The 26,435-nt window shown below is 64.2% G+C and carries 25 protein-coding genes; 4 read left to right on the top strand and 21 right to left on the bottom strand.

Annotation, left to right across the window (positions count from 1 at the left end; all coding sequences use genetic code 11):
• The 3 genes from HRQ64_RS02450 to hdhA all read left to right on the top strand — a co-directional run bounded on the left by HRQ64_RS02450 (position 1) and on the right by hdhA (position 2,719).
• Positions 1–1,029, top strand: a complete 1,029-nt coding sequence (locus HRQ64_RS02450; protein ID WP_172121879.1) for an iron chelate uptake ABC transporter family permease subunit — start codon at positions 1–3, stop codon at positions 1,027–1,029.
• Positions 1,026–1,787: an ABC transporter ATP-binding protein gene (locus HRQ64_RS02445; RefSeq protein WP_172121878.1), complete on the top strand. Its 762-nt coding sequence runs from the start codon at positions 1,026–1,028 to the stop codon at positions 1,785–1,787. The genes HRQ64_RS02450 and HRQ64_RS02445 overlap by 4 nt, the downstream gene beginning before the upstream one ends.
• A 164-nt stretch (positions 1,788–1,951) precedes the next feature.
• Positions 1,952–2,719 (top strand): 7-alpha-hydroxysteroid dehydrogenase, encoded by a 768-nt coding sequence (gene hdhA / locus HRQ64_RS02440; RefSeq protein ID WP_172121877.1) that lies wholly within the window; start codon positions 1,952–1,954, stop codon positions 2,717–2,719.
• A gap of 13 nt (positions 2,720–2,732) precedes the next feature.
• Here the strand turns inward: hdhA and HRQ64_RS02435 are convergent, their stop codons facing one another.
• The 5 genes from HRQ64_RS02435 to HRQ64_RS02415 form a co-directional block, all read right to left on the bottom strand.
• A complete protein-coding gene (locus HRQ64_RS02435; protein WP_172121876.1) occupies positions 2,733–3,470 on the bottom strand; it encodes an aspartate/glutamate racemase family protein in 738 nt (245 codons plus the stop codon).
• On the bottom strand, positions 3,467–4,285 hold the full coding sequence (locus tag HRQ64_RS02430) for an ABC transporter permease (protein WP_172121875.1): 819 nt from the start codon (positions 4,283–4,285) through the stop codon (positions 3,467–3,469). The genes HRQ64_RS02435 and HRQ64_RS02430 overlap by 4 nt, the downstream gene beginning before the upstream one ends.
• A gap of 1 nt (position 4,286) precedes the next feature.
• Positions 4,287–5,144, bottom strand: coding sequence for an ABC transporter permease (locus HRQ64_RS02425; protein WP_172121874.1), 858 nt, complete (start codon positions 5,142–5,144; stop codon positions 4,287–4,289).
• Positions 5,145–5,324: 180 nt separating this feature from the next.
• Complete coding sequence (locus tag HRQ64_RS02420) at positions 5,325–6,617, bottom strand: PotD/PotF family extracellular solute-binding protein (protein ID WP_172121873.1); 1,293 nt, start codon at positions 6,615–6,617, stop codon at positions 5,325–5,327.
• Positions 6,618–6,647: 30 nt separating this feature from the next.
• Entirely contained in the window at positions 6,648–7,736 is a 1,089-nt protein-coding gene (locus HRQ64_RS02415; protein ID WP_172121872.1) for an ABC transporter ATP-binding protein, read from the bottom strand.
• 244 nt (positions 7,737–7,980) lie between these two features.
• Here HRQ64_RS02415 and HRQ64_RS02410 point away from each other — a divergent pair, with 244 nt between their 5' ends.
• Positions 7,981–8,367 carry a cupin domain-containing protein gene (locus HRQ64_RS02410; protein WP_172121871.1) on the top strand — a complete coding sequence of 129 codons (387 nt, stop codon included), beginning with the start codon at positions 7,981–7,983 and terminating at the stop codon, positions 8,365–8,367.
• Positions 8,368–8,374: 7 nt separating this feature from the next.
• Here HRQ64_RS02410 and HRQ64_RS02405 read toward each other — a convergent pair whose 3' ends face one another.
• The 16 genes from HRQ64_RS02405 to HRQ64_RS02330 all read right to left on the bottom strand — a co-directional run bounded on the left by HRQ64_RS02405 (position 8,375) and on the right by HRQ64_RS02330 (position 26,332).
• Positions 8,375–9,223, bottom strand: a complete 849-nt coding sequence (locus tag HRQ64_RS02405; protein ID WP_172121870.1) for an NAD(P)-dependent oxidoreductase — start codon at positions 9,221–9,223, stop codon at positions 8,375–8,377.
• Positions 9,224–9,232: 9 nt separating this feature from the next.
• Positions 9,233–10,195, bottom strand: a complete 963-nt coding sequence (locus HRQ64_RS02400) for a mannonate dehydratase (protein WP_172121869.1) — start codon at positions 10,193–10,195, stop codon at positions 9,233–9,235.
• 7 nt (positions 10,196–10,202) lie between these two features.
• Complete coding sequence (locus tag HRQ64_RS02395) at positions 10,203–11,210, bottom strand: ABC transporter ATP-binding protein (RefSeq protein WP_172121868.1); 1,008 nt, start codon at positions 11,208–11,210, stop codon at positions 10,203–10,205.
• On the bottom strand, positions 11,203–12,246 hold the full coding sequence (locus tag HRQ64_RS02390; RefSeq protein ID WP_248307160.1) for an ABC transporter ATP-binding protein: 1,044 nt from the start codon (positions 12,244–12,246) through the stop codon (positions 11,203–11,205). Before HRQ64_RS02390 ends, HRQ64_RS02395 begins: the two co-directional genes overlap by 8 nt.
• 4 nt (positions 12,247–12,250) lie before the next feature.
• On the bottom strand, positions 12,251–13,165 hold the full coding sequence (locus HRQ64_RS02385; protein ID WP_127751623.1) for an ABC transporter permease: 915 nt from the start codon (positions 13,163–13,165) through the stop codon (positions 12,251–12,253).
• Between the two features lie 9 nt (positions 13,166–13,174).
• Positions 13,175–14,173 carry an ABC transporter permease gene (locus HRQ64_RS02380; RefSeq protein WP_172121867.1) on the bottom strand — a complete coding sequence of 333 codons (999 nt, stop codon included), beginning with the start codon at positions 14,171–14,173 and terminating at the stop codon, positions 13,175–13,177.
• A 67-nt stretch (positions 14,174–14,240) separates the two neighbouring features.
• Positions 14,241–16,028 carry an ABC transporter substrate-binding protein gene (locus tag HRQ64_RS02375; RefSeq protein ID WP_172121866.1) on the bottom strand — a complete coding sequence of 596 codons (1,788 nt, stop codon included), beginning with the start codon at positions 16,026–16,028 and terminating at the stop codon, positions 14,241–14,243.
• Positions 16,029–16,392: 364 nt separating this feature from the next.
• Positions 16,393–17,391 (bottom strand): hypothetical protein, encoded by a 999-nt coding sequence (locus HRQ64_RS02370; protein ID WP_172121865.1) that lies wholly within the window; start codon positions 17,389–17,391, stop codon positions 16,393–16,395.
• A gap of 7 nt (positions 17,392–17,398) precedes the next feature.
• Positions 17,399–18,556, bottom strand: a complete 1,158-nt coding sequence (locus tag HRQ64_RS02365) for a mandelate racemase/muconate lactonizing enzyme family protein (RefSeq protein WP_172121864.1) — start codon at positions 18,554–18,556, stop codon at positions 17,399–17,401.
• Entirely contained in the window at positions 18,553–19,674 is a 1,122-nt protein-coding gene (locus tag HRQ64_RS02360; protein WP_172121863.1) for a lactonase family protein, read from the bottom strand. The genes HRQ64_RS02365 and HRQ64_RS02360 overlap by 4 nt, the downstream gene beginning before the upstream one ends.
• A 65-nt stretch (positions 19,675–19,739) precedes the next feature.
• Positions 19,740–20,789 (bottom strand): mannonate dehydratase, encoded by a 1,050-nt coding sequence (locus HRQ64_RS02355; protein WP_172121513.1) that lies wholly within the window; start codon positions 20,787–20,789, stop codon positions 19,740–19,742.
• A gap of 152 nt (positions 20,790–20,941) precedes the next feature.
• A complete protein-coding gene (locus HRQ64_RS02350; RefSeq protein WP_172121862.1) occupies positions 20,942–21,694 on the bottom strand; it encodes an SDR family oxidoreductase in 753 nt (250 codons plus the stop codon).
• Positions 21,691–22,767 (bottom strand): Gfo/Idh/MocA family oxidoreductase, encoded by a 1,077-nt coding sequence (locus HRQ64_RS02345; RefSeq protein ID WP_172121861.1) that lies wholly within the window; start codon positions 22,765–22,767, stop codon positions 21,691–21,693. Before HRQ64_RS02345 ends, HRQ64_RS02350 begins: the two co-directional genes overlap by 4 nt.
• A gap of 32 nt (positions 22,768–22,799) precedes the next feature.
• Positions 22,800–23,723, bottom strand: coding sequence for an ABC transporter permease (locus HRQ64_RS02340; RefSeq protein WP_248307159.1), 924 nt, complete (start codon positions 23,721–23,723; stop codon positions 22,800–22,802).
• Between the two features lie 9 nt (positions 23,724–23,732).
• On the bottom strand, positions 23,733–24,707 hold the full coding sequence (locus tag HRQ64_RS02335) for an ABC transporter permease (protein ID WP_172121860.1): 975 nt from the start codon (positions 24,705–24,707) through the stop codon (positions 23,733–23,735).
• A 71-nt stretch (positions 24,708–24,778) separates the two neighbouring features.
• Entirely contained in the window at positions 24,779–26,332 is a 1,554-nt protein-coding gene (locus HRQ64_RS02330) for an ABC transporter substrate-binding protein (RefSeq protein ID WP_172121859.1), read from the bottom strand.
• Positions 26,333–26,435 lie beyond the last annotated feature (103 nt).

The raw sequence follows: 26,435 nt of genomic DNA, 5'->3' as shown, positions 1-26,435 counted from the left end.
ATGACCCAGCGGCGCCGCGCGCGGCTAGGGGGATCGGTGATCGGCGGGGCAGCCTTGCTGCTGCCCCTTGCCGTGGCGCTGGGGGTGGGCATTGGCGAAATGCCCATTTCGCTCCACACCACGCTCCAGGCCATCACCAATCGCCTGGGCTGGACGCAGTTCGAGATCAGCCGCATCCAGGAAAGCGTGATCTGGGATTATCGGCTCAGCCGCTCACTGGTAGCGGCCGCCTGCGGGGCGGGGCTGGCGCTGTGTGGCGCGATCCTGCAATCGCTGCTGCGCAATCCGCTGGCCGAGCCCTATGTGCTGGGCGTTTCGGCGGGCGCCTCGACCGGGGCGGTTTGCGTCATCGTGCTCGGCATAGGGGCGGGTAGCGCCGCCATTCCGCTGGGCGCCTTTGCCGGAGCCCTGGCCGCCTTTGCCTTTGTCATTCTCCTCGCGCGAGGCGCGGCGGGCAGCGCCGAGCGCACGATCCTGGCCGGTGTCGCCGCTTCGCAATTGTTCAATGCGCTGACCTCCTATGTTGTCAGCACTTCGGCCGATGCCGAACAGGCGCGCAGCGTCATGTTCTGGCTGCTGGGCAGTTTTGCCGGCGTGCGCTGGAGCGATGTGGGCCTTGCGGCAGGCGTGGTTGCCGCGGGGCTTGTCGTCTGCCTGCGCTATGCCCGAGCGCTCGATGCCTTCACCTTCGGGGATGACGCGGCCCGTTCGCTCGGCGTGCCCGTGGCGCAGGTGCGGGTGGTGCTGTTTGCGCTCACCGCCCTTATGGCCGCGACCATGGTGTCAATGGTGGGCTCGATCGGTTTTGTGGGCCTCGTGATTCCCCATGTCGCCCGCTTCATCGTGGGCCCGCAACACTTGCGGCTGCTGCCCGCCTGCGTGGTGGTGGGAGCGGTGTTCATGGTGCTGGCCGACATCGTTTCGCGCATCATCCTGCCCCAGCAGGTGCTGCCGATCGGGGTGGTCACCGCGCTGGTCGGGGTGCCGTTCTTTGCCGTCATCCTGTATCGCGGGCGGGGTGCGCGATGACCATTGCCGCCCATGGCGTGAGCTGGAAGGCTGGCAGCGAGATCATCGTCGATGGCGTGACCCTCGAGGCGCAGCCCGGCATGACGCTGGGCCTGCTCGGGCCCAATGGGTCGGGCAAATCATCGCTGATCCGGCTCCTCGCGGGTTTGCGCGCGCCCGCTGGTGGCGAGGTCACCCTTGATACCGCCCCGCTGGGCCGCTTCGGCCGGCGCCAGCTCGCCCAGCGCGTAGCGGTGGTCGAGCAACATGCCACGACCGAAGCCAATGTGACGGTGCTCGATGTGGTGCGGCTGGGGCGCACGCCGCATCGCTCGGCCCTGTCGCCCTGGACGCAAGCGGACGACGCCATTGTCGAGCAATCCCTGCAGCGGGTGGAGCTGGCCGACCGGCGCCACCAGCCCTGGCATACGCTTTCGGGCGGCGAGCGGCAGCGCGTGCAGCTGGCGCGGGCGCTGGCGCAAGAGCCGACCGATCTGATCCTCGATGAGCCCACCAACCACCTCGATATCCAGCACCAGCTTGATATCCTGCGCCTCGTCGCCGGGCTGCCGCTCACCACGATCGTGGCGCTGCACGACCTCAACCTCGCCGCCATGTTCTGCGACCGGATCGCAGTGATGCGCGAGGGGCGGCTGGTGGCCGCGGGCACGCCACATGCAGTCTTGACCGAGGCGCTGATCGCCGAGGTGTTCAAGGTGCGCGCCCAGGTGGCCCCCTCGACGCTGCACCGGGGCCTGCAAATCCAGTATCTGCCGTGACGCGCAATTCGCCGCGGGATGGGTATCCAGGCTGTCAGATCGGCCCACCACGCCACGCGTCCACCGGACAGCGCGCCCCGTCAATACCAGCCCGGGTCTGACCGATATCAAGAGCTTAAAGGTTGGACGGCTTAGGGTTTGGCAAAGAACGACGGGAGCACAGCATGTATGACCCGGACAAGTTCCGCCTTGATGGGCAGGTGGCGGTGGTGACCGGCGCCGGTTCCGGGATCGGGCTTGGCATTGCGCGCCTCTTCGCGGGTGCGGGGGCCGCCATTGTGGTCAGCGACCGCAAGCCCGAGGCGGCCCAGGCGGCTGCCGCCGAAATCAACACAACAGGGGGCAAGGCGGTCGCGGTGGCTTGTGATGTCACCCGGGAAGATGACCTTGAGCTTTTGGTGCACACCGCGCTGGACCAGTTCGGCAAGCTCGCCATCCTCGTCAACAATGCCGGAGGCGGCGGCCCCCAGCCCTTCGACATGCCGATGGAGGATTTTCGCCGGGCCTATGAACTCAACGTCTTTTCGGCGTTCCGGCTCACGCAGCTGGCCGCGCCGCATCTGGCGGCAGCAGGGGGTGGCGCAGTGCTCAATATCTCGTCCATGGCCGGCGAGAACCGCAACCAGCGCATGGCCTCCTATGCTTCTTCCAAGGCCGCGCTCAACCATTTGACCCGCAATATCGCCTTTGATCTTGGGCCAATGGGCGTGCGGATCAACGCCATTGCGCCCGGCGCGACAAGGACCGCGGCCCTGGCGAGCGTGCTGACGCCCGAGATCGAACAGAGCATGCTGCAGCACACCCCGATCCGGCGGCTCGGGGAGGTCGATGACATCGCCTATGCGGCGCTGTTTCTGTGTTCGCCCGCGGCGTCATGGATCAGCGGGCAGGTGCTGACCGTTTCGGGGGGTGGGGTGCAGGAGCTGGACTGACCGGCTCGCTCCCCTATCCTCGTGGCGCGAAAGCGCTGAGTTCGCCCTTGTAGGGCTTGGGCAGGGGCGGGGCATAGCTGCCGCGTTTGCTGGTGCGCAGACCCAGCGCGATTAGCGCTTCGGCCTGTTTGACCGCGGCGCCGACGCCATCGATCACAGGCAGCCCGAGTTCCTCCTGCAGCGCCCGCGCCAGGTCGGCCATCCCGGCGCAGCCCAGGACGATGGCCTCGGCCTTGTCCTCGCTGATGGCACGAACAATTTCCGCCCGCAGCCGCTCGCGCGCCCCCGAGGCTGGATCCTCGAGCGCCAGGACGGGAATGTCGGCGGCGCGGATACGGGCGCGTTTGGACATGCCATAGCGTTGCGCCAGCTCCTCGATGGGCACGCGGGAGCGCTCGGTGGTGGTTACGACCGTGAAGCGCTTGGCGAGGAAGGCCGCGGTGGCGAGCGCCGCTTCGCAAATGCCGAGCACCGGAATGGTGGCCATGGCTCGGGCGGCATCGAGCCCGGTATCATCGAAACAGGCGATCACTGCGGCCCGGGCCCCCTCCCCCTCCGCCTGGCCGATCTCGCGCAGCAATCCAGGCAAGGCGAAGACTTCGTCGTAATAGCCTTCGATGGAGACCGGCCCCATGGAAGAGGTGAGCGGCACGATCTCGGTCGTGGGCGCGGCCACTAGCCGGGCCGCTGCGGCAATGATCGCGGTCATGCTGGCGGTGGTGTTGGGATTGATGACGGCGATGCGGTTCATGCCCGCACCCGCCGGCGGTTGATCCAGAGGATGGTGCTCAGGGTCACGAGGATCACGAGGAACGAGAACAGTGTCGTGACCGTCCCTAGCGCATAGAGCACCGGGGTCGTGACATTGGTGGTCATGCCGTAGATTTCGAGCGGCAAAGTGTTGGCGCTGCCCGAGGTCATCAGCGTCCTGGCAAACTCGTCATAGCTCAGCGAGAAACCGAAAAGCCCCACGCCGATCAGGCTGGGTGCGATCATGGGCAAGACGACGTGGCGAAAGGCCTGCCAGTTGCTGGCGCCCAGATCGCGCGCGGCTTCCTCGTAGCTGGGGGAAAAGCGGTTGAACACCGCAAACATGATCAGCACGCCAAAAGGCAGCGTCCAGGTCAGATGCGCGCCAAAGCCGGAACTGAACCAGTTGGGGCGCCAGCCGATCTGCTGGAACAACACGCCGATGCCGAGCGAAACGATGATGGAGGGCACAACGAGGCTCGCGACCGTCAGGTAGAAGAGGGGCGTTGCGCCAAGAAACCGGCGGCGAAAGGCCAGCCCCGCCAGCAACGAGACCAGCACGGTGCCCGCCATGACCATCAACCCAAGCGCAAAGGAGCGCCCGAAGCTGGCGCCGAAATCCCCTACCGCCTGCGTTTCAAAGAGGTTCTGAAACCAGCGCAGTGACACGCCATTGAGCGGAAAGGTCAGCCCGCCCTGCGGCCCCTGAAAGCTGAGGATAAACACGGCCGACAAAGGGCCGTAGAGAAACAGCACAAAGAGGCCGAAAAAGCCGGCCAGCAGGTGAAAGCCGGGGCTGCGCTTTTCGCGTTCCATCCTAGAGCTCCTTGCGAATATCAACGATGCGCAGCATGCCCGCGACCATGAGGAGCACCAGCACCAGCAGCACGATGGCATTGGCGGCGGCCGCCGGATATTGCAGCAGGCTCATCTGGTTGCGCATCATCAGCGCTACCGACGCGCTTTGGCCCCCGCTCATCACCTGCACGGTGGAAAAATCGGCCATCACCAGGGTGACGACAAAGATGGTGCCGATAGCGATGCCGGGCTTGGCCAGCGGCAGCACCACGTTCCAGATCACCTGCCAGTCCTTGGCGCCGGCATCGCGCGCCGCTTCAACGAGAGATTTGTCGATCCGCATCATGGCGTTGAAGATCGGGGTGACCATGAAGAGCGTATAAAGATGGACCATGGCGAGCACGACGGCGAAGTCGGAATACAAGAGCCACTCGATAGGCTGTTCGATGATCCCCGCTCCTGTCAGCCCCGAATTGATCAGCCCGTTGCGCCCCAGCACGGGGATCCAGGAAATCATGCGGATGATGTTGGAGGTGAGGAACGGCACGGTGCAGATGAGGAACAGCACCATCTGCATGGTCGCGGTGCGCACATGAAAAGCGAGGAAATAGGCGACCCAGAAGCCCACGAAAGCGGTGATCGCCCAGACGATGACCGCATATTTGAGCGTATTGGCATAGATGCGCCAGGTGACCCAGGAGCCCAGCGCTTCGGCATAGTTGAGGGTGAGGAAATCGGGATAGATGCCGGCAAAGTCATAATCCCAGAAGCTGACCACGAGCAGCAGCAGGATCGGGACAGCAAGGAAAAAGCCGAGGATCAGCAGCAGCGGCGTCGCCTGCAGATAGGGCGTGGCGCGGGCGAGCAAAGCGTTCATTGTAACGATATCCCCTCCGATCACCCCCTCCCAGCCTCCCCCATCAAGGGGGAGGTGCGGGCCGGTGGTGTGAACAGATCGTGCCAAACACTCGATGCGTCACCTCCCCCTTGATGGGGGAGGTCGGGTGGGGGTGGAGAAAGCCTCGATGTCCGGGCTTTCCACCCCCTTGGTCGCGGATCAGGCGGCGATGAACTCGTTCCAGCGGCGGACCATGTAGCGGTCCTCGTCCATCACCGAGTTCCAGCAGGCGACCTTGCCCATGCGCTCTTCGAACGAGCCGCCATCGCGCACGGCGCCGGCCTTTTCCATCACCGTGCCGTCGGGCGCGAGGATGTCACCCTGAGCGGGCTTGCCTTCGATCCAGAAGCCCCATTCGTCGGGGGTCATGTGCTGCTTGGCCGTTTCCATATTGGCCGAATAATAGCCCTGCCGGTTGAGATAGCCGCCGACCCAGCCCGAAGTGTACCAGTTGAGATATTCATAGGCCGCGTCGAGCTGGGCACCCGACAGGTGCGCCGCGAGACCCATGCCGCCGCCCCAGGAGCGATAGCCTTCCTTGAGGGGCTGGTAGGTGCAGGCAATGCCCTTGGAGCGCACCGCCGCCACGGCCGGCGACCACATGGACTGGATCACCACTTCGCCCGAGCTCATGAGGTTGACGCTCTCGTCAAAGCTCTTCCAGAAGGCGCGGAACTGGCCGTCCTGCTTGGCCTTGATCAGGAAATCGACGGTGGCATCGATCTCCTCGGTGGTCATGTTGCCCTTGTCGCCATAGGTGATGAGCCCCATGGCTTCCATGATCATGGCCGCATCCATGATGCCGATCGAGGGCACGTTGATGATGGCCGACTTGCCCTTGAAGGCGGGGTCCATGATATCGGCCCAGGAGGAAATCTCGCGGCCCACCAGATCGGGCCGGATGCCCAGCGTATCGGCATTGTAGATGGTGGGGACCATGGTGAACCAGTCCGTTTCGCCCTTGGCGAAGTCGCGGCTGTCGGGGCCTTCCACAAAGCCAACAGTATGGGGCGCGGTGCCCTGGGCGATGACGCTGTCGGGCAGCAGCTTGCCGGTTTTGAACAGCGGCACGATCTGGTCGTAGTGCGTCAGCCGGCTGATATCCATGGGCTGGATGACCCCGGCCGGGAAGACCTTTTTGAGGATCCAGTATTCCACATCGGCGATGTCGTAGCTGTCGGGCTGGGTCACCGCGCGCTGGGCGGCCGCATCGCTGTCCGTGGCCGTCATCTGGATGGTGATGCCGAGGTCTTCCTTGCACTTTTCGGCAATGGCATTGAGGTTGCTCACGCCGGTGCCGAACTGGCGCAGGGTGATGGGGTTTTGCGCCCAGATGGTGGGAAAGCCCGTAATCACCCCCGAACCCAGGCTGGCGCCGACCGCGGCGGCAGCGCTGGTCTTGAGAAAGTTGCGGCGGCTGACACCGGACTTGATGTCACTCTTGGCGGTCATGGCACGTCTCCCTGTTGGCTTGATGGACGGTTAGGCATCGGGGCGGGCGAGGACGATGGCGTCCCCGGCATCCCAATGGAGGGGCACCGCATCGCCCACCGCGACCGGGGTCGCGTAAAAGGCGGTGTCGGTGATGATGGCGGTGAATTCGCTGATCCCGGCGCCCTCCACGGTGAGCTTCACCGTGGCGCCGCGATATTCGATGTTGGAGATGATGCCGGTGAACCCCAGGCCCGGCTGCGGGCTTTCCCCGATCCGGACATGGTCGGTGCGCACGGCGACATCCATATCGGCGCCCACCGGCAGGGGTGCGCCGGTGGCGGAAAAGCTGCCGCCGCCGACCACGGTGAAATCCACCAGGCCGTCGCCGGCGCCGGTGACCTTGCCCGAAATCACATTGTGATCGCCCATGAAGCGGGCAACAAAGGCAGTCGCCGGGCGCTCGAACACCTCGCGCGGGGTGGCGGCCTGCTCGATCCGCCCATTGCTCATCACCACGACCAAGTCGGCTAGCGCCATGGCTTCTTCCTGGCTGTGGGTGACATGGACAAAGGTGATGCCCAGCTGCTTTTGCAGTTTCTTGAGCTCGGCGCGCATGCGAATCTTGAGGAAGGGATCGAGCGCCGAAAGCGGCTCGTCGAGCAGCAGCGCTTCGGGATCGGTGATCAGCGCGCGCGCCAGCGCCACGCGCTGCTGCTGGCCGCCCGAAAGCTGGCCGGGACGGCGGTCGGCATAGGCATCCATCTGCATGAGCTTGAGCAGCTCGAGCGCCCGCGCGCGGCGGGTCGGCTTGTCCACCCCCGCCATCTTGAGGCTAAAGGCGACATTGTCGACGAGATCGAGATGGGGAAACAGCGCATAGGACTGGAACATCATCGCCGTGCCGCGCTTGGCCGGCGGCAGGTCGGTCACCACCTGCTTGCCCAAAACAATGTCCCCGATCGAAACGGTTTCGTGCCCCGCAATCATGCGCAGGGTAGAGGTCTTGCCACAGCCCGAAGGCCCGAGCAGACAGCAGTAACTTCCGGCGGGGATCTTGAGGCTGATGCTGTCGACGGCCGTGGTCTTGCCGTAGATCTTGGAGACAGAAGCAAGATCGATCTCGGCAGACTCGGACATTGCGCAGCTCCCTTTGTCGGGAACTGTCATGCATCAGTTGTGCCAATCCTTGTTTGGACGAGTAAGTCCTTGCACTTGATCGCCTATTTAGCCGCGCAAATCTGCACAACAGAACGGCAGCATCTGCTTGTGCCTAATTTGCGCGCAATTGAGCTCAAAGCCTATGCACTAGCTGCTTCCTCTTGGCAGTCTTGGTGCACGGGCCCATTAATGCATGAGCAACTAACCTTGAAGTGCAACAGCAATGGCAAAACTCAGCATCGATCCCAGCGCCGCAGTGCCGGACGGGCGCGCCCCGGCCAAGCAGCAGCTGTTCGACCCGACCCAGCCCGGCCCCTGGCGCGGTCACCTTCCAGGCGAGGCCCTGGGCACCACGACCACGATCCTCGCCTATGGCAATGAGGCGGTGGGCACGGGGCCGGCCCTGCATGTCCACCCCTATGACGAGCTCTTCGTCGTGGTGGAAGGGCGCGGGCGCTTTTACGTGGGCGATGCGGTGATCGACGCGGAAGCTGGCGAGGTCGTGCTCGGCCCCAAGGGGCTGCCGCACCGGTTCGAGAATCTGGGGCCGGGCCGGCTGCAAACCATCGACATCCATCTCGGACCCCAATGGCTGCAGGCCGACCTCTAGCGCGATCCTAGTCGGTCAGGCGCTTGGGCGGCACATGGCCGTGCCGCCAGCCCAGCATGCGCTCGGCCTTGGCCGAGTTGAAAAAGCTCTGGTGCCTGCCCCAGCCATCGCGCAGCGGAATTTGCGGAAAATACTGGCGCGCCAGCTCCCGGCTGGGGGTATCCGAAATCGTGTCTGGCGCCACGATATAGAAGGCCTCGTGACCCTCGATGGAAGCTTCGAGGCTCAAGAGGCACGCATCGGCCGCCGCATCGCGCCTGGTATAGGCCCAGAGATGCTTGGCGATCTCGGGATTGGGGTCATAGAGCGCCTTGGCGATGGAGCGGTCATCGCAGACATAATGAAAGCGCATGGAGGCGATTACCATCTCCGGATAGCGTCGGATAAAGGCGTCGGCCTGCTGCTCGCAGATCCATTTGGAGAGGCTATAGGGGTCCTCGGCGTAATTGGGATGGCTCTCATCGATGGGGAAATAATCATAGCGCGGGGCGCGGCTGAAGGAATGGCCGATGGCATTGACGCTCGAGGCCTGGCAGACACGCCGGATACCGTTCTCGACGGCGGCCTGGAGCGCATTATAGCTGCCCACCACATTGTTGTTGTGCACGATGTGATCGGGGTGGCGGCCGGGGGAGGGAATGGCGGCCATGTGGATCACCGCATCGCAGCCGGCAAAGGCATCGAGCAGGGCATCGTAGTTGTCCATGTCGGCCAGAACGAAGCGGCGCTCGCCGCTCGCCACGACATCGGGGTGCTCGACCCGATCGATGCCGACCACCGTGTGGCCGCGGGCCTCGGCCTCTTTAACAATGGCGCGGCCAATGCCGCCGCTGGCGCCGGTAACTGCAATTCTCATGGATCTGACCTATTGCGCATAAACGGCCTCGTGCAGGCCGCGGATGTAACCAATGGCGTAAAGCCGCCCGAAGGCGGAATAGCCGGCATTGTCGTTGCTATCGCCCGCAACGGTGGGCACGTGGTCGGGCCGCAGCACGCCGCTAAACCCGATATCGCGATAGGCCTGCATGCAGGCGAGCATGTCGGTCTTGCCGTCGTCGTGCCAGGTTTCCTCGAACCGCGTGGGCACGCCCCGCACATCGCGGAAATGCACAAAGGAGATCTTGTCGCCAAAGCGCCTGATCTCGCGGGGGAGGTCATCGGTCATCAGGGTGAAATTGCCCTGGCAGAGGGTAATGGTGTTCATCGGGCTGGGCGCCATGGCCAGGAGGCGCTGGTAGTTCTCGATGCTGCGCATGATGCGGCTGACGCCCCGGATCGGGGTGATCGGTGGGTCGTCGGGGTGCATGGAGAGCTTGACCCCCGCTTGTTCGGCGACCGGCAACACCCGCTTGAGGAAATAATCGAGGTTCTCCCAAAGCGCGTCCTCGCCAATGGGCGGATTGCTCGTCAGGTCCTCGGGGACATCATCGAGATTGAAGCTCGTGACCACCGAGCCGCCGCGCGAGGGCGTCGCCATATTGGTGCGCACCCAGTTGAAATCGGTCATCCATTCATAGCACCAGACCCCGATGCCGAGCTTGCCCATGCTGGTGAGGAGTTCGCAGACGACATCGATCTCTTTGTCCCGCCCCGGCAAGCCGCGCTTGGCCAGATTAAGCGGCGGGCGTGCCTCGATGACGCGCAGCTCAAAGCCGGCATCCCCGTAGCTTTGCTGCATGCGGCTGAGCGGGGCGAGGTCCCCCAGCCTTTCCCCCGGGCGCAAGCTGTCAAAGGGCAGCCCGCCCACGGCAAGATTGACCCCGGCCTGCCGGGCAAGCTGCCAGACCGGCGATGGCGTGGGGCTGATGAATTCGGCGATCTCGAGCATAGGGTTCTCAGGCAGGCAGGAGTTCGGAGAGCTTTTCAGCCACGAGTTGGGGCTGCCGCTCATGCAGGTAGCAAGCGGCCGCCTGGTGCGGATTGATCTGGAACAGCGGCGGGCGGCTGGCGCATATCGGCATAGCCTTGGGACAGCGCGGCATGAAGGGGCAAGCGCCGGGCGGGGGCGCGGTGCTTTCGCGCGCCATGATCGATTGCTCGCCCCAGCGCTGCTCGAGATTGGGCCAGGGAATGGAATCGACCAGCAGCTGGGTATAGGGATGCTGGGGCGACTTGATCACCCGATCGACATCCCCCGCCTCCATCACCCCGCCCCGGTACAGGACGATGATCGACTTGGCGATGTGGTAGGCGGTGGTCAGATCATGGGTGATGTAGATGATCGAGACGCCATAATCGCGCTGCAGGTTGCGCAGGGTTTCGAGGATCGTGGCGCGCAGCGAGGCATCCACCATGGACACCGGCTCGTCGGCGATCAGCAGGCGCGGCTTCAGCAACAAGGCGCGGGCGACATTGATGCGCTGGCGCTGCCCGCCCGAAAGCTGGTGGGGAAAGCGCCCGAGTACGTCTTCGGGGCGCAACCCCACGGCATTGAGCGCTTCTTCCATGCGCGCCCGCGCCTCAGCCCTTGTGCTTGCCAGCTTGAAGCGCTTGATGGGCACGCTCAGCAGGTGATCGACGGTATAGAAGGGATTAAAGACCGCGAAAGGATCCTGGAACACCGCCTGCACTTCGCGCCGATAGGCCAGCCGTTCGGGGCCGGTCAGCGTCGTGATATTGCGGCCCTTATAGAGGATTTCCCCCATTGTTGGGCTGATGAAGCCCAGCAGCAGCATGGCGAGTGTCGTCTTGCCACTACCGCTTTCGCCAGCAACGGTGAGGATGGTGGGCTCGTCCTCCTTGAGGGTCAGCGAGATCTCGCGCAGCGCCACGGTGGGGTGGGAATGGGTCAGCCCGCGGGTATAGACTTTCGAGACCCCGCGCAGCCCCAGCAGTTCAGCCATGGCGGGCCTCCTCGTCTAACAGGTGGCAGGCGACGCGGCGGCCGCCTGCCAATTCCAGCACTTCGGGCCGCACCGTGGTGCAGACGCCCATGGCAAAGGGGCAGCGCGGGTGAAAGGCGCAGCCGCTGGGAATGCGCAGCAAAGAGGGCGCGAGGCCCGGAATGCCCTGGAACACGCCGCGATTGTCGAGATTAGGCAGGCTCGAGATCAGGGCGCGGGCATAGGGGTGCTTGGGGTCGGTAAACATCTCGCGTACGCTCGAGATTTCCACGAGCCGCCCGGCATACATCACCGCCACCCGATCGACGAACTGGGCCATGAGCCCCATGTCGTGGCCGATCAGGATCACGGCGGCGCCGATCTGGTCTTGCACCCGGTCGATGGTTTCCATCACCTGGCGTTGGGTGACCACATCGAGCGCGCTGGTGGGCTCATCGGCGATGATGACGCTGGGCTCGAGCAGCACGCTAATGGCGATGCACACCCGCTGCTTCATGCCGCCCGACAACTCATGGGCATACATGTTGAAGACGCCTGGATCGAGATCGACCGAGCGCAGCGCCTGACGGCAGCGATCCTGGATAGCCGAGCGGCTTTCCCCCGGCAGATGCGCCTTGATGGCATCGACCATCTGCGCGCCGATGCGGATCACGGGGTTGAGCGAGTTCATCGCCCCTTGCGGAATATAGGCAATTTTGCTCAGCCGCGCCCGGCGCATGGCTTCTTCGTTCAGGCCCATGAGCTCGGTGTCGCCCACAAAGACTTCGCCGCCCTCGATGCGTCCGGGGGGCTTGATCATGCGCATCATGGCCAGCGCCAAGGTGCTCTTGCCCGAGCCCGACTCTCCGACCATGCCCAGCTTCTGGCCGGCATTAAGGGTGAAGCTGACATCGTCGAGCGCGCGGGCCCGGCCAAGATCGGTGTAATAGGTGACGGCGAGCTGATTGACGCGCAGCACCGGGCTGGGCGCTGGCTGCGCCGACACCCCGGCATGGGGCATTGGCGCGCTCACGGGGTCGAGGGTCACGGCAGCCATGGCGCTACTCCGTCCTTCTGACGCGGGGATTGGCCAACTCGTCCAGCCCCATATTGACCAAGGCCAGTGCCCCCAGGATCAGGATCATGGCGAAGGCCGGCTCGAGCGGCCACCACCACCAGCCATTAAAGAACGCGCCCTGGCTCTGGGCCGCCCAGATGATGTTACCCAAGAGCGGCTCGCGTAGGGGCCCAAGACCGAGAACGGCAAGATAGAAGGAGGCGAACACGGCGGCAAAGACCTGGCCGACAAAGGCGGCGGCGATGAAGGGCAGGAGATTGGGCAAGATTTCCTTGAAGATGATGCCCATGTCCGAAACGCCCGAAAGCTTGGCGACGGCCACGAACTGGCGCTCCTTCATGGTCAGCACCTGAGCCCGGATCACGAGGGTTGGGCCCATCCAGGCCAGCATGGCGACAATGATCGCCATGGTGACGATGGTGACGTCGCGCTTGTCGAGTGAGCCCGCCGCGACGACCTGGATCAGCAGCACCGGAATGGGCGTCAAAATCTGGCAGATCGTGCGCACCGTGCCATCGATCCAGCCGCCGAAATAGGCGGCGGTGAAGCCCAGTACCACGCCCACCAGCGTACCGATGCCGCCGGCGAGAAGGCCGATAAAGGCGGTCTGCCAGGTGCCCACCACCATGGCCGCCAAGAGATCGCGGCCAAAGAAATCGGTCCCGAAGGGATATTTGAGACTGGGGGGCTGCTTGAGCGCGGCCGACAGCGGATAGGCCTTTTTGGGATCGATGAGGATGAGCCCGATAATGGTGAAGAGAGCCAGCGCGAGGAGGATGGCGGCGCCGAGCGCCAGCCCCTTGTTGCGCCGCAGATAGCGGAGCGTCAGCCGCACGCGGGAGGGCTGGGTCGGCAGGGCGGGGCTTACCGGCACGCCCGTTGCATTCACGAGGGTCATGGCGGGCTCCTAGCTGTTGCGAATGCGCGGATCGAGCAGCGGATAAACGAATTCGAGCAGAGTCATCAGCAGCGCGATGGCGATGGTGATGAACAGCACGATCCCATAGATCACCGGAAAATCGTTGGCGCGGATGGCAAGGTTCAGCGCCGTGCCGATGCCGGGTAGGCCGAACAGGCCTTCAACGATCACCGCCGAGGTGACCACCGTGCCCAGCGCCAGCGCGAGGCCCGTCACCTGGGGCAGCAAGGCGTTGCGCAGATAATAATCGCGAAAAATGCGCGGCCCGCTCAGCCCCTTGTGCTCGGCGAAATTGACGTAATCCTCGCCCTGGATGGTGACGCCCATGCCGCGCATGGAGAGCACCCAGCCCCCGACCGATCCCAGGATCAGCGCCAGGGCCGGCAGGATCTGGTGGGCCATGAGGTCGGTAAAGAATGGCCAGGACCAGTTGGGCACCAGCCCCACCGAATAGGCCCCCCCCAGCGGCAGCCATTTGAGGCGAAAGCCGATGAAGAACAGCAGCAGGATGCCCATGATCACCGGGGGTACGCCGGTCAGAAGGATAAAGGGGGTCGCCGTCGAGCGCAGCCAGCCCGGCGCCCTCGGCCAGGCCGCCACTGCGCCGAGAAGTGTGCCAATGATGAAGCTCAGAACCGTCGTGACCAGCAGCAGCCCGATGGTCCAGGGCAATGACTGGGCGATCACATCGGTAACCGTCATGGGATAGCGGCTGAGCGAATAGCCGAAATCGAGCCGCAGGATATTGCCCAGATACTGCCAGTATTGCTCGAGCAGCGGCCGGTCGAGGCCGAATTGCTGCTGCATGGAGCCGATCAGCTTTTCAATATCGGCGGGCGAAAAGCCGCCGGTGCGCGCCAGTTCGCCAAAGCGCTCGCGAATGGCGTTACGCGGCGACAGGCGCGGAATGAAAAACACGATGGTCGAGGCAGCCCAGACGATCAACACGAAATACAGCAGGCGCCGGGCAACGATCCGAATGTTCACTGCACTGATCCCGATACACTTGGGGGAAAGGGTGCGCGCGTGCCGCGCACCCCGGGTGCCGGAAGTCTTAGTTGCCCGACGGCTGCAGCCCCGCGATCACAAGGAGCCCGGTATGGGCCCAAAAGGCGCCATTGGTGCCCAGGCCCACATTCTCGGCGCTCGGCCAGTTGGTCCAATAATGGTTGTTGTAGGGAATGCGGTGCAGCCACTGGATCACGGGCACATCGATCACGTCGCGCCAGTAAATCCCCAGCGCCTTGGCGGCGCCCTCGATAAAGGCGGGATCCTGGGAATCAAGGGGCGCAATGGCATCCACCAGTGCGTCGTATTCGGGGTTGGAATAGCGCGAGAAGCGGTTGTTGCCGGCCGAGGAGCCGATCACATTGGAATAACGGCCATGGAAGAGGTTGAGCGCCTCGAAGGGATCAAACAGGCTCGCGCCGTGGCCGAACATGTAGAACCCGGCCTTGCCGTCCACCATGTTCTGGTAGGCATCGGTGCCGAAATTGACATTGGAATCAAAGCCAGCCTGGCGCAGCATTTCGGCCAGCACCGGGGCGACGTCGCCATGGATGGTTTCAAAGGCCTGGATGGTGGCGTCGAGCGTTTGCCCATCCTTTTCCCAAAGCCCATCGCCATTGCGGGTAAAGCCCGCTTCTTCCATCAGCGCCGCGCTCTGGTCGGGATCGAAGGTCCAGGGGCTGTATTTTTCTTCCTCGGCCTTTACTTCGGGCGAGTCGGCAAAGGTTTGCAGATTGGGGTACAGTGGGAAGGGATAGATCGTGGCGATCTCGGCCCCTTCATAAAGCACCTCGTTGATGAGGTCGCGATTGATGGCGAGGCTCACCGCCTTGCGCACCCGCACATCGTTGTAGGGCTCGAGCTGGGTGTTCATCCACAGCGAATTGGGCCACCAGTCGAGATAGCCATAGGGGCTTTCCGTGCCGGTCCAGGACTGGATGTCCGGGTTCTGCTGCAAGATGTTGCCGATGATCTGGGCGCGCATATCGACCGAGGAGTCGAACTCGTTGTTGACGAGGCGCTGGGCCACCGTGTCGATGGGCTGGTTGAGGATGTTGACCACCACCACCCGCTTGACCGCCGGCATCTCCACCCGACCCGCCTTGACCGCCCACCAGTCGTCGCGCAGGTCGAGGATCTTCTGGTTGGCGTTCCAGGCGACGACGTCATAGGGACCCGAATGGGGCATTTCCGCCAGGCCCGGCACCTTGGTCGGGTCCTCCTGCTGGGACAGCCAGTGTTCGGGCACGATGGGGATGCCGGTATCGAATTTCTCGGTCAGCACCTCGAACTTGAAGCGCGGCGCCGGCTGCTTGAAGGTCACCTCGACGGTCAGCTCGTCCTTGGCGGTGATGGTATCGACAAGGTCGGCGAACTGGGCGTGATAGGGGAGCGTTTCGTAATCGCGCTGGCCTTCAAAGGTATAAACGACGTCATCGGCCGTCACCGGCTCGCCATCGGACCATTCGGCATTTTCGTTGAGCTTGATCTCGAGCGCGGTGAAATCCTCATTGGTGTATTCCATGCTGTCGGCCAGCCAGGGAATGAACTCGTTGGTGTAGATGCCGAAATACATCAGCGGCTCGAACAGCAGGTTGTTGCCTTCCTGATGGGTATAGCCGGGCAGCACCCAGGGATTGGTGGTGCCGATCGAAGAGGACGCCGAAACGCCCCAGGCCAGGTTCAGCGTCTGGTTGCGCGGCACTTCGGGCAGGGGTCCGCTTGGGGTGATTTCGGTCGCGGGCGGGGCGCCGGTCTGGGCCAGGCTGGCCACCGGCACCGCCACCAGCCCCAGCGCGATCACCGAGGCAGCAACTGCATGAAATTTGAACATCAAACGCTCTCTCCCTTGTTGGCTCCAGCCGGCTGGCGGCATGCCGGAGGGCATGGCTGCGCCGGGCACCTGCGCGCACCTCAAGCCGGCGGGGCCGGCATTGCTGTGATCCGGCAAGGCCCCGGTCTCCTCAAACCAGCCGGGCCCTGCACCTCCTTGTGTTTGCCTCCATCCTGATCTGACGCCAGTGATTGGAGGACCAACATAACTATTGTGCGCCCGCCCGGCACAATTGGCAATGCTGTTACTTGCATTATTGCAGATATGGCGCAGACAACACAAAGCCGGCTGTCAAGCAAATCAGATGATTTACTTTGCATCAGGCAGAGCAATGCGGCTGAAGGGAGCAGTAACTAGGGTGCGATCAACCTCCGCCTGCGGCTGTGCTTCCGGTGGCGAAAGCGGAAACCGTGTGAGAAAGAGTGAGCGGGGTGTCGGCCTGCAGCTGGACTGCCGTCGCGACGCCGCGCCGGCTGATAGGGTTGGGCCGCTCGGAAAGCCGGGTGTTGAGATCGAAGGCGGAAGCAATGGGCTCGAGTCCGATGCCGCGATAGCGCCCTTGCCAGGGCTCGCCCTGGATGCCGCGATCGGTGCACCAGATCTGGAGTGAGGGCAGCAGGTCGCGGTCCCAATCGATCTCCACCCCCGCGCCTTCCTCGAGGAACACGGCGCGCAACGGTCCGCGCATGCCGCAGAGCTGGGCGCTAAAATTGGGCTCACCCAGGGGCACATGGCTCAGATCGATTTTCCCGCCCCTGTGCGGCACCGCAGCGAACGCGGAAAATTCCTGCGCCTCCCCTGCCCCCACCTGCCGCGGATGAACGAGGCCAAACTCAAATTCGGCTTCGAGTTGCAGTTGCCCGCGCGCTTCAGGCAGCCGCATAATGGGATGCAGGCCCACCGAAACGGCGCCGGAGCGGCGGGGGTAGATGGTGAGCCTCGAGTCGAGAACCGGCGTTCCCGGCCGTCCGGCGACCCGGCGCTCGAGCCGGCGCACCAGCGAGTCCGCGGGGTAATCGAGCCCCAGGGTTACGCTGTGCTCGGTTCGCGCAACCAGCTCCCATTCCGCGTCACCGGCCGGGCCGTGAATGGGCACAAGGGGCGGCTCGCCCATGAGTTCGGCCCATTCGGGTGGCCCGATCGGCTGTGGGGGCCCGGCGCCAAAGGGCAGGCAGGCAAAATCGCCGCCTAGTTCGCGCAGATGCCCGATAATGGCGGGATCGCTCACCTGCCCCAACCAGGGGGCGCGCGCAAAGGGGCGGAAATCTCTGCCCCCAAGATCGAAGCGGCAGTCGGCCAGCATGGCAGCGGTGCTCAGCACCAGCGCATCGCCATGGCTCCAGCCGAGTGCGAACTGTTTCACCCCAGCCTCACCAATTGGTCACCGAACCATCGGGGCGGCGCAGATGGGGCGCTTCCCAGAAGCGGAAGCTTTGCGCCGCCAGCCCTCCTTCATCCACCTCGACGCCGAGGCCCGGCCCGTCGGGGACGCGGTAAACCACGCCTTCGAGGCGCGGCTGCTGGGTGAAGATCTCATTGCCCGCTTCCCCGCTATAAAGATCGCCCACCGCCACGCGGGTTTCGAGCCAGGAGAAATTGGGAACGGCGGCGGAGAAATGGATGGTGGCGGCGGTGCAGATCGGCCCCAAGGGATTATGGGGCATCATGTCGACATAATGGGCCTCGCTCCAACCGGCCACTTTCATGGCTTCGGTGAAGCCGCCGACATTGCAGAGATCAAGCCGGTTGAACTGGTGGATGTCGCGCTCGATAAAGGGCAGGAACTGCCATTTGCTGGCAAATTCCTCGCCAATGGCAAAGGGCACATCGGTCAGCCGCCGCAGCGCCTCATAGGCCTCGGGCGCTTCGTCGCGAATGGGTTCCTCGAGGAAGTCGAGCGTGCCCGATGGCATCTTTCGGCAAAAGCTCGCCGCTTCCGCCACGCTCAGCCGGTGGTGGTAATCCACCCCGATCACCACCTCCTCCCCGAGCGCTTCGCGCGCCGCCACCAGCGCCCGCGCCGTCCGGCCGATCGACACGCGCGGCTCAAAGATGTTCTGTGCATTGCTCCAGGCGGCGGGAAAGAAGCGCACCACGTTCCAGCCACGCGCAACCAGCGCCTGCGCGGCCGCGATGCCTTCGGGTCCCTCGACATTGGCGACGGAGGGAAAGGTCGGGATCACGTCGCGCTGCTTGCCCCCTAGCAGCTCGTAAACCGGCACGCCCAGCGCCTTGGCCTTGAGGTCATGGAGCGCAATATCGATCGCCGATTGGGCGGCGAGCAACACGCGCCCGCCTTCGAAATACTGGCTGCGATAAAGCTCCTGCCAGATGGCGCCGATGCGCATGGGATCGCGCCCGAGCAGGAAGTCGCGGAAATGCTCGATCGCGCCGATCACCGCCTTTTCGCGGCCTGACAGCCCGCTTTCGCCCCAGCCATAGATTCCCTCGTCGGTTTCGATCTTGAGGATCAGCTGGTTGCGGTGTCCGACCCAGACGGGAAAGGGCTTGATGGCGGTGATCTTCATGCCGCGCCCCCGAGTTCAGGGTGAAAGGCAACGACGGTCGGCGAGCCCACATCGATGGGCGTTTCGAGCGGCTCGAGCCCGCCGCTCTGCGGCTCGTAGCGGAACAGGGACACTCGGTCGCTTTCCTGATTGGCAACGGCCAGGAGCGTGCCGGAGGGGTCGAGCGCCAGGTCACGCGGAATGTGTCCGCCTGCCGGCGTGGTGCCCAGCAGCGTCGGCAGTCCGGTTTGGGTATCGAGAACAAAGCGAGCGACACTGTCATGGCCGCGATTGCCGACAAAGATGTGTTGCCCACTGGGGTGCACGGCGATGGCGGAGCAGGAATTGCCGGGGTGCCCGCCCGCTGGCAGGGTGGACACGGCACCCAGCAGTTCGAGCTGCCCCGCCTCGGGGTCGAAGCGCAAGGTGGCAAGGGTGCTGTCGAGTTCGTTGACGCAATAGACCAGCGGCAGGCCGGGATGGAATTGCAGGTGCCGCGGCCCGGCACCCGGCGCCAACTCGGCCGCGCCATGCGCCAAAACGGCGCCGCTTTGCGCGTCGAAGCGATAGATCAGCAGCCGGTCAATCCCGAGATCGGCCACGAGGACAAAGCGGTTGTCAGGGCTCCAGCGCAGGCAATGAGCATGGGGCCGCCCCTGCCGGTCGGGATCCTTGCCCTGCCCGGTATGGGTGATTTCGGCACAAGGGGCGCCGAGGCTCCCATCGGCCCGTACGGGGAAAATGGCAAAGGAGCGATTAGGCTCTTCGGTGATCGGCACGCCGCCATAATTGGCAATGCCGGCCCAGCGGCCCGAGCGATCAAAGCCGGCAAAGCAGGTGTAATCGCCCCGGGTGGGCTGCTTGTTGCGATAGCGCAGGGCGCCGGTCGCCCGATCCAGTCCATAGGCGGTGATCAAGCCTTCATGCCAGCCATCCACTTCGCTGACGGCAACCAGGCTTTGCCCATCGGGCGCCACGGCCACAAAGGTCGGGTTGTCGATGCCCTTGGTAACGGCCAGCGGCTCTGCCGCCCCGCTGGCAAGGTCCAGCCGGAAGGCCGCGATCCCCTCCCCGGCGGGGTGGGCGACATAGCCGATCCCGCGATTGACACCACCAACGAACACCAGGGCAGAAGGCATTAAACCAGGTCCTCAAACTTTTGCAGCGCAGGGGCTGGCCGGAGGAACGCCGGCCGGCAAGGGTTTCAGAGCAGGTCGCAATAGTCGGCCATGCGCAGCAAACCTTGCATATAGCCAATGGCATGGGCGCGGCCGCGATGGTTCCAGTCGCTGTCGCCATCCAGTTTGGGAACATGATCGTCGAGCAGGAAGCCATCGAAGCGATGTTTGGCCAAGAGCGCAATCACTTCAGCCGGATCGTAATTGCCATCGCCGATGAAGCATTCGGTGAAATTGGGAACGGCCCCCTGCACGTCGCGGAAATGGATATAGGCGATGGTGCCGCGCGGGGCGAAGAAATCGATCATCTCGCGCACCGCCGCCTTGCCGCCGGGCATTTCCGAGCAACAGCCCAGGCAGAGATCGAGGGCCCAGGCTGGCGACTGGCCGGCGAGCTCATAGGCGCGGCGGAAGTTTTCGGGCTGGTAGAAGAGGCGCGCCACCCCGCCCAGCATCGGCACCGGCGGATCGTCGGGATGCAGCGCCAGCCGCAGCCCTTCCTCCTCGGCCACGGGCAGCACCGCTTCGATGAAATAGCGGTAATTGCTCCACATGACGTCTTCGGTGATCACCGGTCCGCCCTTGCCGAAAAGGGGCATGGAGCTCGCCCGCCCGAGCGTCGTCGGCATGAAGCTGCGCAAGGCTTCGAGATCGTCGGCATGGGCCTCGACGACGCTCATGTCGAACTGGCGCGCCAGTGCCCCGCCCCGCGTTTGCGCTGACCGGTTGGTGGTCCAGACCGAATTGGGCATGAAGTGGTAGCCCAGCACCGGCACCCCCGCCCGCGCCACGGTGCGGATCGTAGCCTGGTAATTCTCGATCTGCTCGTCCCGGCCCTCAAGCCCAAGCATGGCCTTGTGGTAGAAATGGGTGGGCACATTCTCGATGGCCTCGAACACCAGCCCCGCCGCCTCAACCTCTTCCACCAGCGCGCGCACATCCCGCTCTTCCCAGCGCGTGTCGCCGGGAAGGGTTGGGTTGTTCAACTGGATACCGGTGGCCCCGATCTGCGCGGCAAAGCGCAGGCGCTCCTGGCTGAGCTCGTGGAATTGCCCGACAGCGATTCTGATCGCCACGACGTCCCCCCTCTGCACTGGCCGCTCATGCCTCTTGGCGGGCTGAAGCGGCCGTGATGCAAATGAGACTAGGCCAGCCGCCCGCCGCTGCCAACAGCAAAGACGCCAATGGAAGGAGGGAATTGCCAGGGCGGGGAGTGCCCGCCGCCCTTTCAGCCTGCCGCCCCCATGGAAGCTACGGCGCCATCGAGCTGTTGCGACAAGGTCCAGGCATTGACCCGCTGCCCGCTGGGGATCGGCGCCCGCCCTTCGGCCAAGGCCACAAAGGCCGAGGTCAGTTGGGCGGGGTCGACCCATTGCTGCTTGAGCTCGGGGCTGTAGTTCCGCTCCGACATGGGGGTGCGCATATACATGCCGGGCGTCACCGTATGGGAGGTGATGGCGTGGGGTGCGCCTTCAAGCGCCAGCGATTTGCTCAACCCCTCGAGCGCGTGCTTGGCCGCGCAATAAGCCGCTTCATCGGCAAAGCCCTCGATGCCTGAACGCGAGGACACGAAGACCAGCGCCCCGCCGCCCCCGTCGCGCATGCCCGGCCACACCGCATGGGCGAGCTGAAAGCCGGCCTGCAGGCCCACATTGACGGTGCGGAAAAAGCTCTCGAAGCTTTCCTCGGCCAAGGGGGTGGGCCGCAAAATGGCGGCGTTATGGATCAGGGTATCGATCCGCCCCAGCTGACCGAATATTCGGGCAATGGCGGCATTGGTGGCGCCCCGATCGGCCAGATCGACCTCGATGGGCAGCGCCCGCGCGCCGCAATCGCGCGCCGTGTCCCCAAGCGCCAGCGCGTCATAATCCATCAGCGCCAGCCGCGCCCCGGCAGCGGCAAAGCGGCGGGCGATGGCGGCGCCCAGCCCTGCCCCGGCCCCGGTGATGATGACGCGCTGCCCCGCGATCGGGCGGCTCATTGCCGCTCGGCCGGCAGGTCGACCCAGGCACGGCTGGCGGTGGATTGCTTGACCGCGTCGAGCACGCGCTGATTGGCCAGTCCATCAAAGAAGGTGGCGCCCGCCTTGAGCTTGCGCCCGTCGGTGATCGCACTGCTGAGTTCGCGTAGCGCCCCCACGACCGACACATTCCAGATGCCCTTGTTGAGCCCGGGCAGATCGGCATTCGGATCGGGCTGGGTGATGTCCTCAAAGCTGCCGCCCGCCTTGGCGAACAGCAATTTTTCATCGTCATTGTCGAGGAGGATGGTGCCCTTGGACCCAAATACCTGCGTGAGGTTGCCGATATTGTTGGCCGCCACCCCGCTCATGAACACCTGGGCGAGCGCGCCGCTCTGCATCTCGAGGGTGAAATAGGCCAGATCATCGGCAGTGGCCGTCCAGGGCTCCCCGGTCTTCTTGTCGCGCCGGTCGGGGATCACGGTTAGCGCCTGCCCCACGACCGAAGCCACCGGCCCCAGCCACCAGCGCATCATGTCGACCTGGTGGCTGCCATTGGCGCCGAGCCGGCCCCCGCCATGTTCAGCAAGGCTCCACCAGTCGCCCTTGGGGCGGCTGGCCGGATCGGCCCAGGATGCACCGATATTGGCGATGTTGACGTGCCGGATCTCGCCCAGCTCGCCCGCGGCGATCATGCTCGCGACCTTGGCCCGGTTGGGGTTGAACCTCAGTTCATGGTCGATCATGTGCAGGCGCCCGAGCGCTTCGGCATGCTCGAGCATCTGCTCGGCCTCGGCCGCATCCATGGCGGTGGGCTTTTCACAGAGCACATGCGCACCCTGCTCGAGCGCCGCGAGCGTGATGGGCGCATGCAGGTCGGTTGGCGTGGCAATCAGCACGAGATCCAGCCGCTGGCCATCGAGCATGGCCTGCCAGTCGTCATAGGCATGGGGAATGTCGAACTCGGCGGCAGCCGAGCGGGCACTGTCGAGGCGGCCTGAGGCGAGGGCAATCACCTCCGCGCCGGGCACATGGCGCAGGGCCGGGAGATAGGCGGCGCGCGCAAAGCTTGCGCCAACAATGCCAACTTTCATGGGTTTCTTGCTCTTTTGCGGGTTGGTAGGGCTCAGGCCATGGTCTTGAGGCGCGGATCAAGGAAGTCGCGCAGCCAGTCGCCTAGGATGTTGAAGGACAAGACGGTCAGGACGATCGCAATGCCCGGGAAGAAGGCCAGCCACCATTTGTTGGCCATCAGCTGGTCGCGGCTGTCGGCGAGCATGGCGCCCCAAGTGGGCACATTGGGCGGCACGCCCAGGCCCAGGAACGAGAGCGAAGCTTCCGACAGGATTACCGAGGCCACGTTGAACGAGGCGATGACGGTGAGGGGCGCAATGATGTTGGGCAAAATCGTGCGGAAGATGATGAGGAAGGTGGAATCCCCCAGCGCGCGTGCCGCTTCCACATATTCCTTTTCGCGCAGCGACAGGGTTTGCGCGCGCACGATGCGGGCATAGGTCACCCATTGGCCCACCCCCAGCACGATGATGATGTTCATCACCCCCGGCCCCAGGATCACAAGAAACATGATCGCGAGGAGAATGAAGGGGAAAGCGAGCTGAATATCGCCCAGCCGCATGATCACGTCGTCGATCCAGCCACCGAAATAGCCGGCAAGCAGGCCCGCGATCACCCCGATCGTGCCCCCCACCAGAATCGCGCAGATGCCAACGAGCAGCGAAATGCGCGCCCCGTAAAGCAGGCGCGACAGCACATCGCGCCCCAGGCCGTCGGTGCCGAGCAGGAAAAAGGCATTGCGCCGACCTTCGGTCAGCGGATCGGCGAGGCGCATCATGATGTCCTGCCGGTTGGGATCGAGCGGGGATATCCAGGGGCCGAAAATGGCGGCGAAGGCGACGAGCAGCAGCACCAGCAGCGCCACCACCGGCCACTTGGCCTGCAGCATGGAGCGCATGGCGCGGCGCAGCTCGCGCCGGCGATGCGAGAGCGGACGGGCCTGGACCGGGGTCGCGGGGATAGCTTCGATTGCCATGCCGGCCTCCTAGAGTTTCACGCGGGGGTCGATCTTGGCGTAAACCAGATCGACGATGAGATTGAGGGCGATGAACACCAGCGCCAGGATCACGACGGCGGCCTGCACCACGGGAATGTCACGCTGGTTGATGGCGTTGAACACTAGCCGGCCGATGCCGGGCCAGGAAAACACCATCTCCACCACGACGACGCCACCGATCAGGAAGCCGAATTCGAGCCCGATCATGGTCACCACCGGCAGCCAGGCATTGCGCAGCGCATGCCGGATCACCACGGCTCGCTCGCTGATGCCCTTGGCGCGGGCGGTGCGCACGAAATCCTGGCCCAGCACTTCGAGCATCGAGGAGCGCACGAGGCGCGCATTGCGCGAGATGGAATAGAACGCCACCGCAAAGCCGGGCATGATGAGGTAGTAGAGCGCCTGGGGCAGATTGCGGAAGGCCTGGGCCCAATCGCCCGACAGCAGCGGCATGATAAAGGGCACATGCCCCGAAATGGGCAGGATGCGCATCTGCAGCCCGAAGAACATGATCATCATGATCCCGAGCCAAAAACTGGGAATGGATTGGCCCAGCATGCCCACGGTCATGATCGAGCCATCCACCGCCGAGCCGCGGTTGAGCGAGGCCACCACACCCAGGGGAATGGCCACGACAATGGCGAGGAACATCGCAAACAGCGTCAGTTCCAGCGTTGCCGGCAGCGCTTCGAGCACGGCATCGAGCGCGGGACGCTTGTAGCTCAGCGAGTTGCCGAAATCACCCTGGGCGAGATTGCCCAGAAAGGTCAGGTATTGTTCGGGCAGCGGCTTGTCGAAGCCCAGCGCTTCACGCGTGCGCTGGATCTCCTCGTCGGTCGCCCGTTCGCTGACATAAAGATAAGTCGGATCCCCGCTCATCTGCAGCGCCGTGAAGGTGATGAGCGTAACCCCGATGATGACGATGGCGCTTTGCAGCAAACGCCTGATGATGAATGTCCACACTGGCGGAAGGCCCACAACAGAGAGAAGGGAGGAGGCGCCACAATCGGGCGGCGCCCCGCGGAAGTGAAAGCTTAGGACTTCAGCGTTGCGTTGAAGAGATCGATTTCTTCATCGCGGCGCGGTGTCCAGTCGATGCGGTTGGAAACGCCGTAGAAGTCAGGCTGGAAGTAGAGCAGCAGCCAGGGCCCTTCCTCGTGGAAGAGCTTGAGCATGCGGTTGATGACGGGGCGGGCCTCCTCGACCGCGTCGGCATCGACCGCCAGCTTCCAGTCGTCAAACCAGCGCTGGTCGGTCCAGCTCTGGTAATTGGTGGCCCCGTCGGGGGTGGAGAACAGGCTCATGTCGTAGAGCGGGTTCCAGGTCACCCCGCCCTGCCCCAGAAAGAACAATGGCCCCATTTCCTTGGTGCGCAGCAGGGGCGAATAGACCGTCGCCCATTCGAGCAGCTCGACTTCGGTCTGCACCCCCACATCGCTCAGATATTGCCCGATGGCCTGGACGACATTGGCATCGTTGAGATAACGGCCGCGCGGCCCCTGCAGGCGAATGGAGAACCGCACTCCTTCGGCATTGCGCGGATAGCCGGCCTCGTCGAGCAGCTGCTCGGCCTTGTCGGGATCATAGGGAATGGGGGTGAGTTCGGGATTGTCGTTGGGCGGATTGACGAGGCTCGTCATGCGCGTGCATTCGGTGCCCAGGAGCTGCGAGCAAATGCCCGGCACATCCACGGCATATTGCAGGGCATGACGCACCTTGGGGTCCTGGATTTCCTTAGCTCCCGGCATGCCCTCGACGCCCTTGCCGAGGTTGAAGCCCACCTGCATGCGCCTTGTGCCATTGACCTTGGCGACGGCGGCGCTGCCCGAGCTGTCGATGGCGGGCGCCTGGTCGGGAGACACATTGGTGATGATATCGACATTGCCCGCGATCAGCTCGGCGGTGCGGGTGGAGGCTTCGGGAATGATGCGCCAGATGATCGTCTCGAAATTGCCAGGGTCCTTGACCTTTTCGAGCACGATCTGGGAGCCGCGATCCCATGAAGCGAGGCGATAGGAGCCCGAGCCGATCGGCTTGTCGGCCGCCTCTTGGGGCGTCATGGCCTCGTAGCTATCCTTGCAGTGGATATAGACCTGGGACATCATCCCCAGCGCCAGGGTTGTCTTGGCGGACAGGTTGATCTTGACGTTGAGATCGTCCAGCGCCTCGGCCGATTTGAAGCCCAGGGTCGTATACACAAAGCCGGGCGTATTGCCGGTGAAGGCCAGGGACTTGTCGGCCGGCCGGTTGAACGAATAGGCCACGTCCTCGGCGGTCAGCGGCTCGCCATCCTCGCAGGTCAGCCCGTTCTTGAGCGTGAAGGTATAGCTCAGCCCGTCCGGGCTGACGCTGGTCTGGTCCACGAGATAAGGGGTCACTTCCCCTTCGAAGTTCACCGTGAACAGGGTGGCAAAGATGTGCTTGGCGATGTTGGAATTGTCGCGGCTCGAAATCTGGGCCGGATCGAAGGTGGCTGCATCCGCACTCAGGCCGACCACGATCGTGTTGTCGGGCGGAGCGGCATGGACAAGAGATGGAGCGGCAATGGCGATCGTGCTCGCCAGCAGAAGGTGGTGCAAGGTTTTCATGGTCATTCCCTTGATGTGACGTCCCGCGCTGCAGTTTCTTGGCCCGGCTTGTGTCCGCCGGTTGGTTGGCACGCGGGAGGAAATCCCCCGCATGCCATGTTCG

The organism is Devosia sp. 919, from assembly GCF_013185965.1.
In the GTDB taxonomy this organism is placed as follows: Bacteria; Pseudomonadota; Alphaproteobacteria; order Rhizobiales; family Devosiaceae; genus Devosia.
Note: the sequence above shows the minus strand (reverse complement) of the source record. Positions and strands in the feature narration are given on the sequence as shown.

What these genes read in the sequence shown, in the direction of transcription:
- HRQ64_RS02385 (WP_127751623.1), bottom strand. Translation starts at nt 13,165, where the DNA reads ATGACCCTCGTGAATGCAACGGGCGTGCCGGTAAGCCCCGCCCTGCCG.
- HRQ64_RS02405 (WP_172121870.1), bottom strand. Translation starts at nt 9,223, where the DNA reads ATGAGAATTGCAGTTACCGGCGCCAGCGGCGGCATTGGCCGCGCCATT.
- HRQ64_RS02410 (WP_172121871.1), top strand. Translation starts at nt 7,981, where the DNA reads ATGGCAAAACTCAGCATCGATCCCAGCGCCGCAGTGCCGGACGGGCGC.
- HRQ64_RS02415 (WP_172121872.1), bottom strand. Translation starts at nt 7,736, where the DNA reads ATGTCCGAGTCTGCCGAGATCGATCTTGCTTCTGTCTCCAAGATCTAC.
- HRQ64_RS02345 (WP_172121861.1), bottom strand. Translation starts at nt 22,767, where the DNA reads ATGAAAGTTGGCATTGTTGGCGCAAGCTTTGCGCGCGCCGCCTATCTC.
- HRQ64_RS02350 (WP_172121862.1), bottom strand. Translation starts at nt 21,694, where the DNA reads ATGAGCCGCCCGATCGCGGGGCAGCGCGTCATCATCACCGGGGCCGGG.
- HRQ64_RS02340 (WP_248307159.1), bottom strand. Translation starts at nt 23,723, where the DNA reads ATGGCAATCGAAGCTATCCCCGCGACCCCGGTCCAGGCCCGTCCGCTC.
- HRQ64_RS02435 (WP_172121876.1), bottom strand. Translation starts at nt 3,470, where the DNA reads ATGAACCGCATCGCCGTCATCAATCCCAACACCACCGCCAGCATGACC.
- HRQ64_RS02425 (WP_172121874.1), bottom strand. Translation starts at nt 5,144, where the DNA reads ATGAACGCTTTGCTCGCCCGCGCCACGCCCTATCTGCAGGCGACGCCG.
- HRQ64_RS02360 (WP_172121863.1), bottom strand. Translation starts at nt 19,674, where the DNA reads ATGCCTTCTGCCCTGGTGTTCGTTGGTGGTGTCAATCGCGGGATCGGC.
- HRQ64_RS02400 (WP_172121869.1), bottom strand. Translation starts at nt 10,195, where the DNA reads ATGCTCGAGATCGCCGAATTCATCAGCCCCACGCCATCGCCGGTCTGG.
- HRQ64_RS02330 (WP_172121859.1), bottom strand. Translation starts at nt 26,332, where the DNA reads ATGAAAACCTTGCACCACCTTCTGCTGGCGAGCACGATCGCCATTGCC.
- HRQ64_RS02430 (WP_172121875.1), bottom strand. Translation starts at nt 4,285, where the DNA reads ATGGAACGCGAAAAGCGCAGCCCCGGCTTTCACCTGCTGGCCGGCTTT.
- hdhA (WP_172121877.1), top strand. Translation starts at nt 1,952, where the DNA reads ATGTATGACCCGGACAAGTTCCGCCTTGATGGGCAGGTGGCGGTGGTG.
- HRQ64_RS02395 (WP_172121868.1), bottom strand. Translation starts at nt 11,210, where the DNA reads ATGGCTGAACTGCTGGGGCTGCGCGGGGTCTCGAAAGTCTATACCCGC.
- HRQ64_RS02420 (WP_172121873.1), bottom strand. Translation starts at nt 6,617, where the DNA reads ATGACCGCCAAGAGTGACATCAAGTCCGGTGTCAGCCGCCGCAACTTT.
- HRQ64_RS02375 (WP_172121866.1), bottom strand. Translation starts at nt 16,028, where the DNA reads ATGTTCAAATTTCATGCAGTTGCTGCCTCGGTGATCGCGCTGGGGCTG.
- HRQ64_RS02365 (WP_172121864.1), bottom strand. Translation starts at nt 18,556, where the DNA reads ATGAAGATCACCGCCATCAAGCCCTTTCCCGTCTGGGTCGGACACCGC.
- HRQ64_RS02445 (WP_172121878.1), top strand. Translation starts at nt 1,026, where the DNA reads ATGACCATTGCCGCCCATGGCGTGAGCTGGAAGGCTGGCAGCGAGATC.
- HRQ64_RS02450 (WP_172121879.1), top strand. Translation starts at nt 1, where the DNA reads ATGACCCAGCGGCGCCGCGCGCGGCTAGGGGGATCGGTGATCGGCGGG.
- HRQ64_RS02390 (WP_248307160.1), bottom strand. Translation starts at nt 12,246, where the DNA reads ATGGCTGCCGTGACCCTCGACCCCGTGAGCGCGCCAATGCCCCATGCC.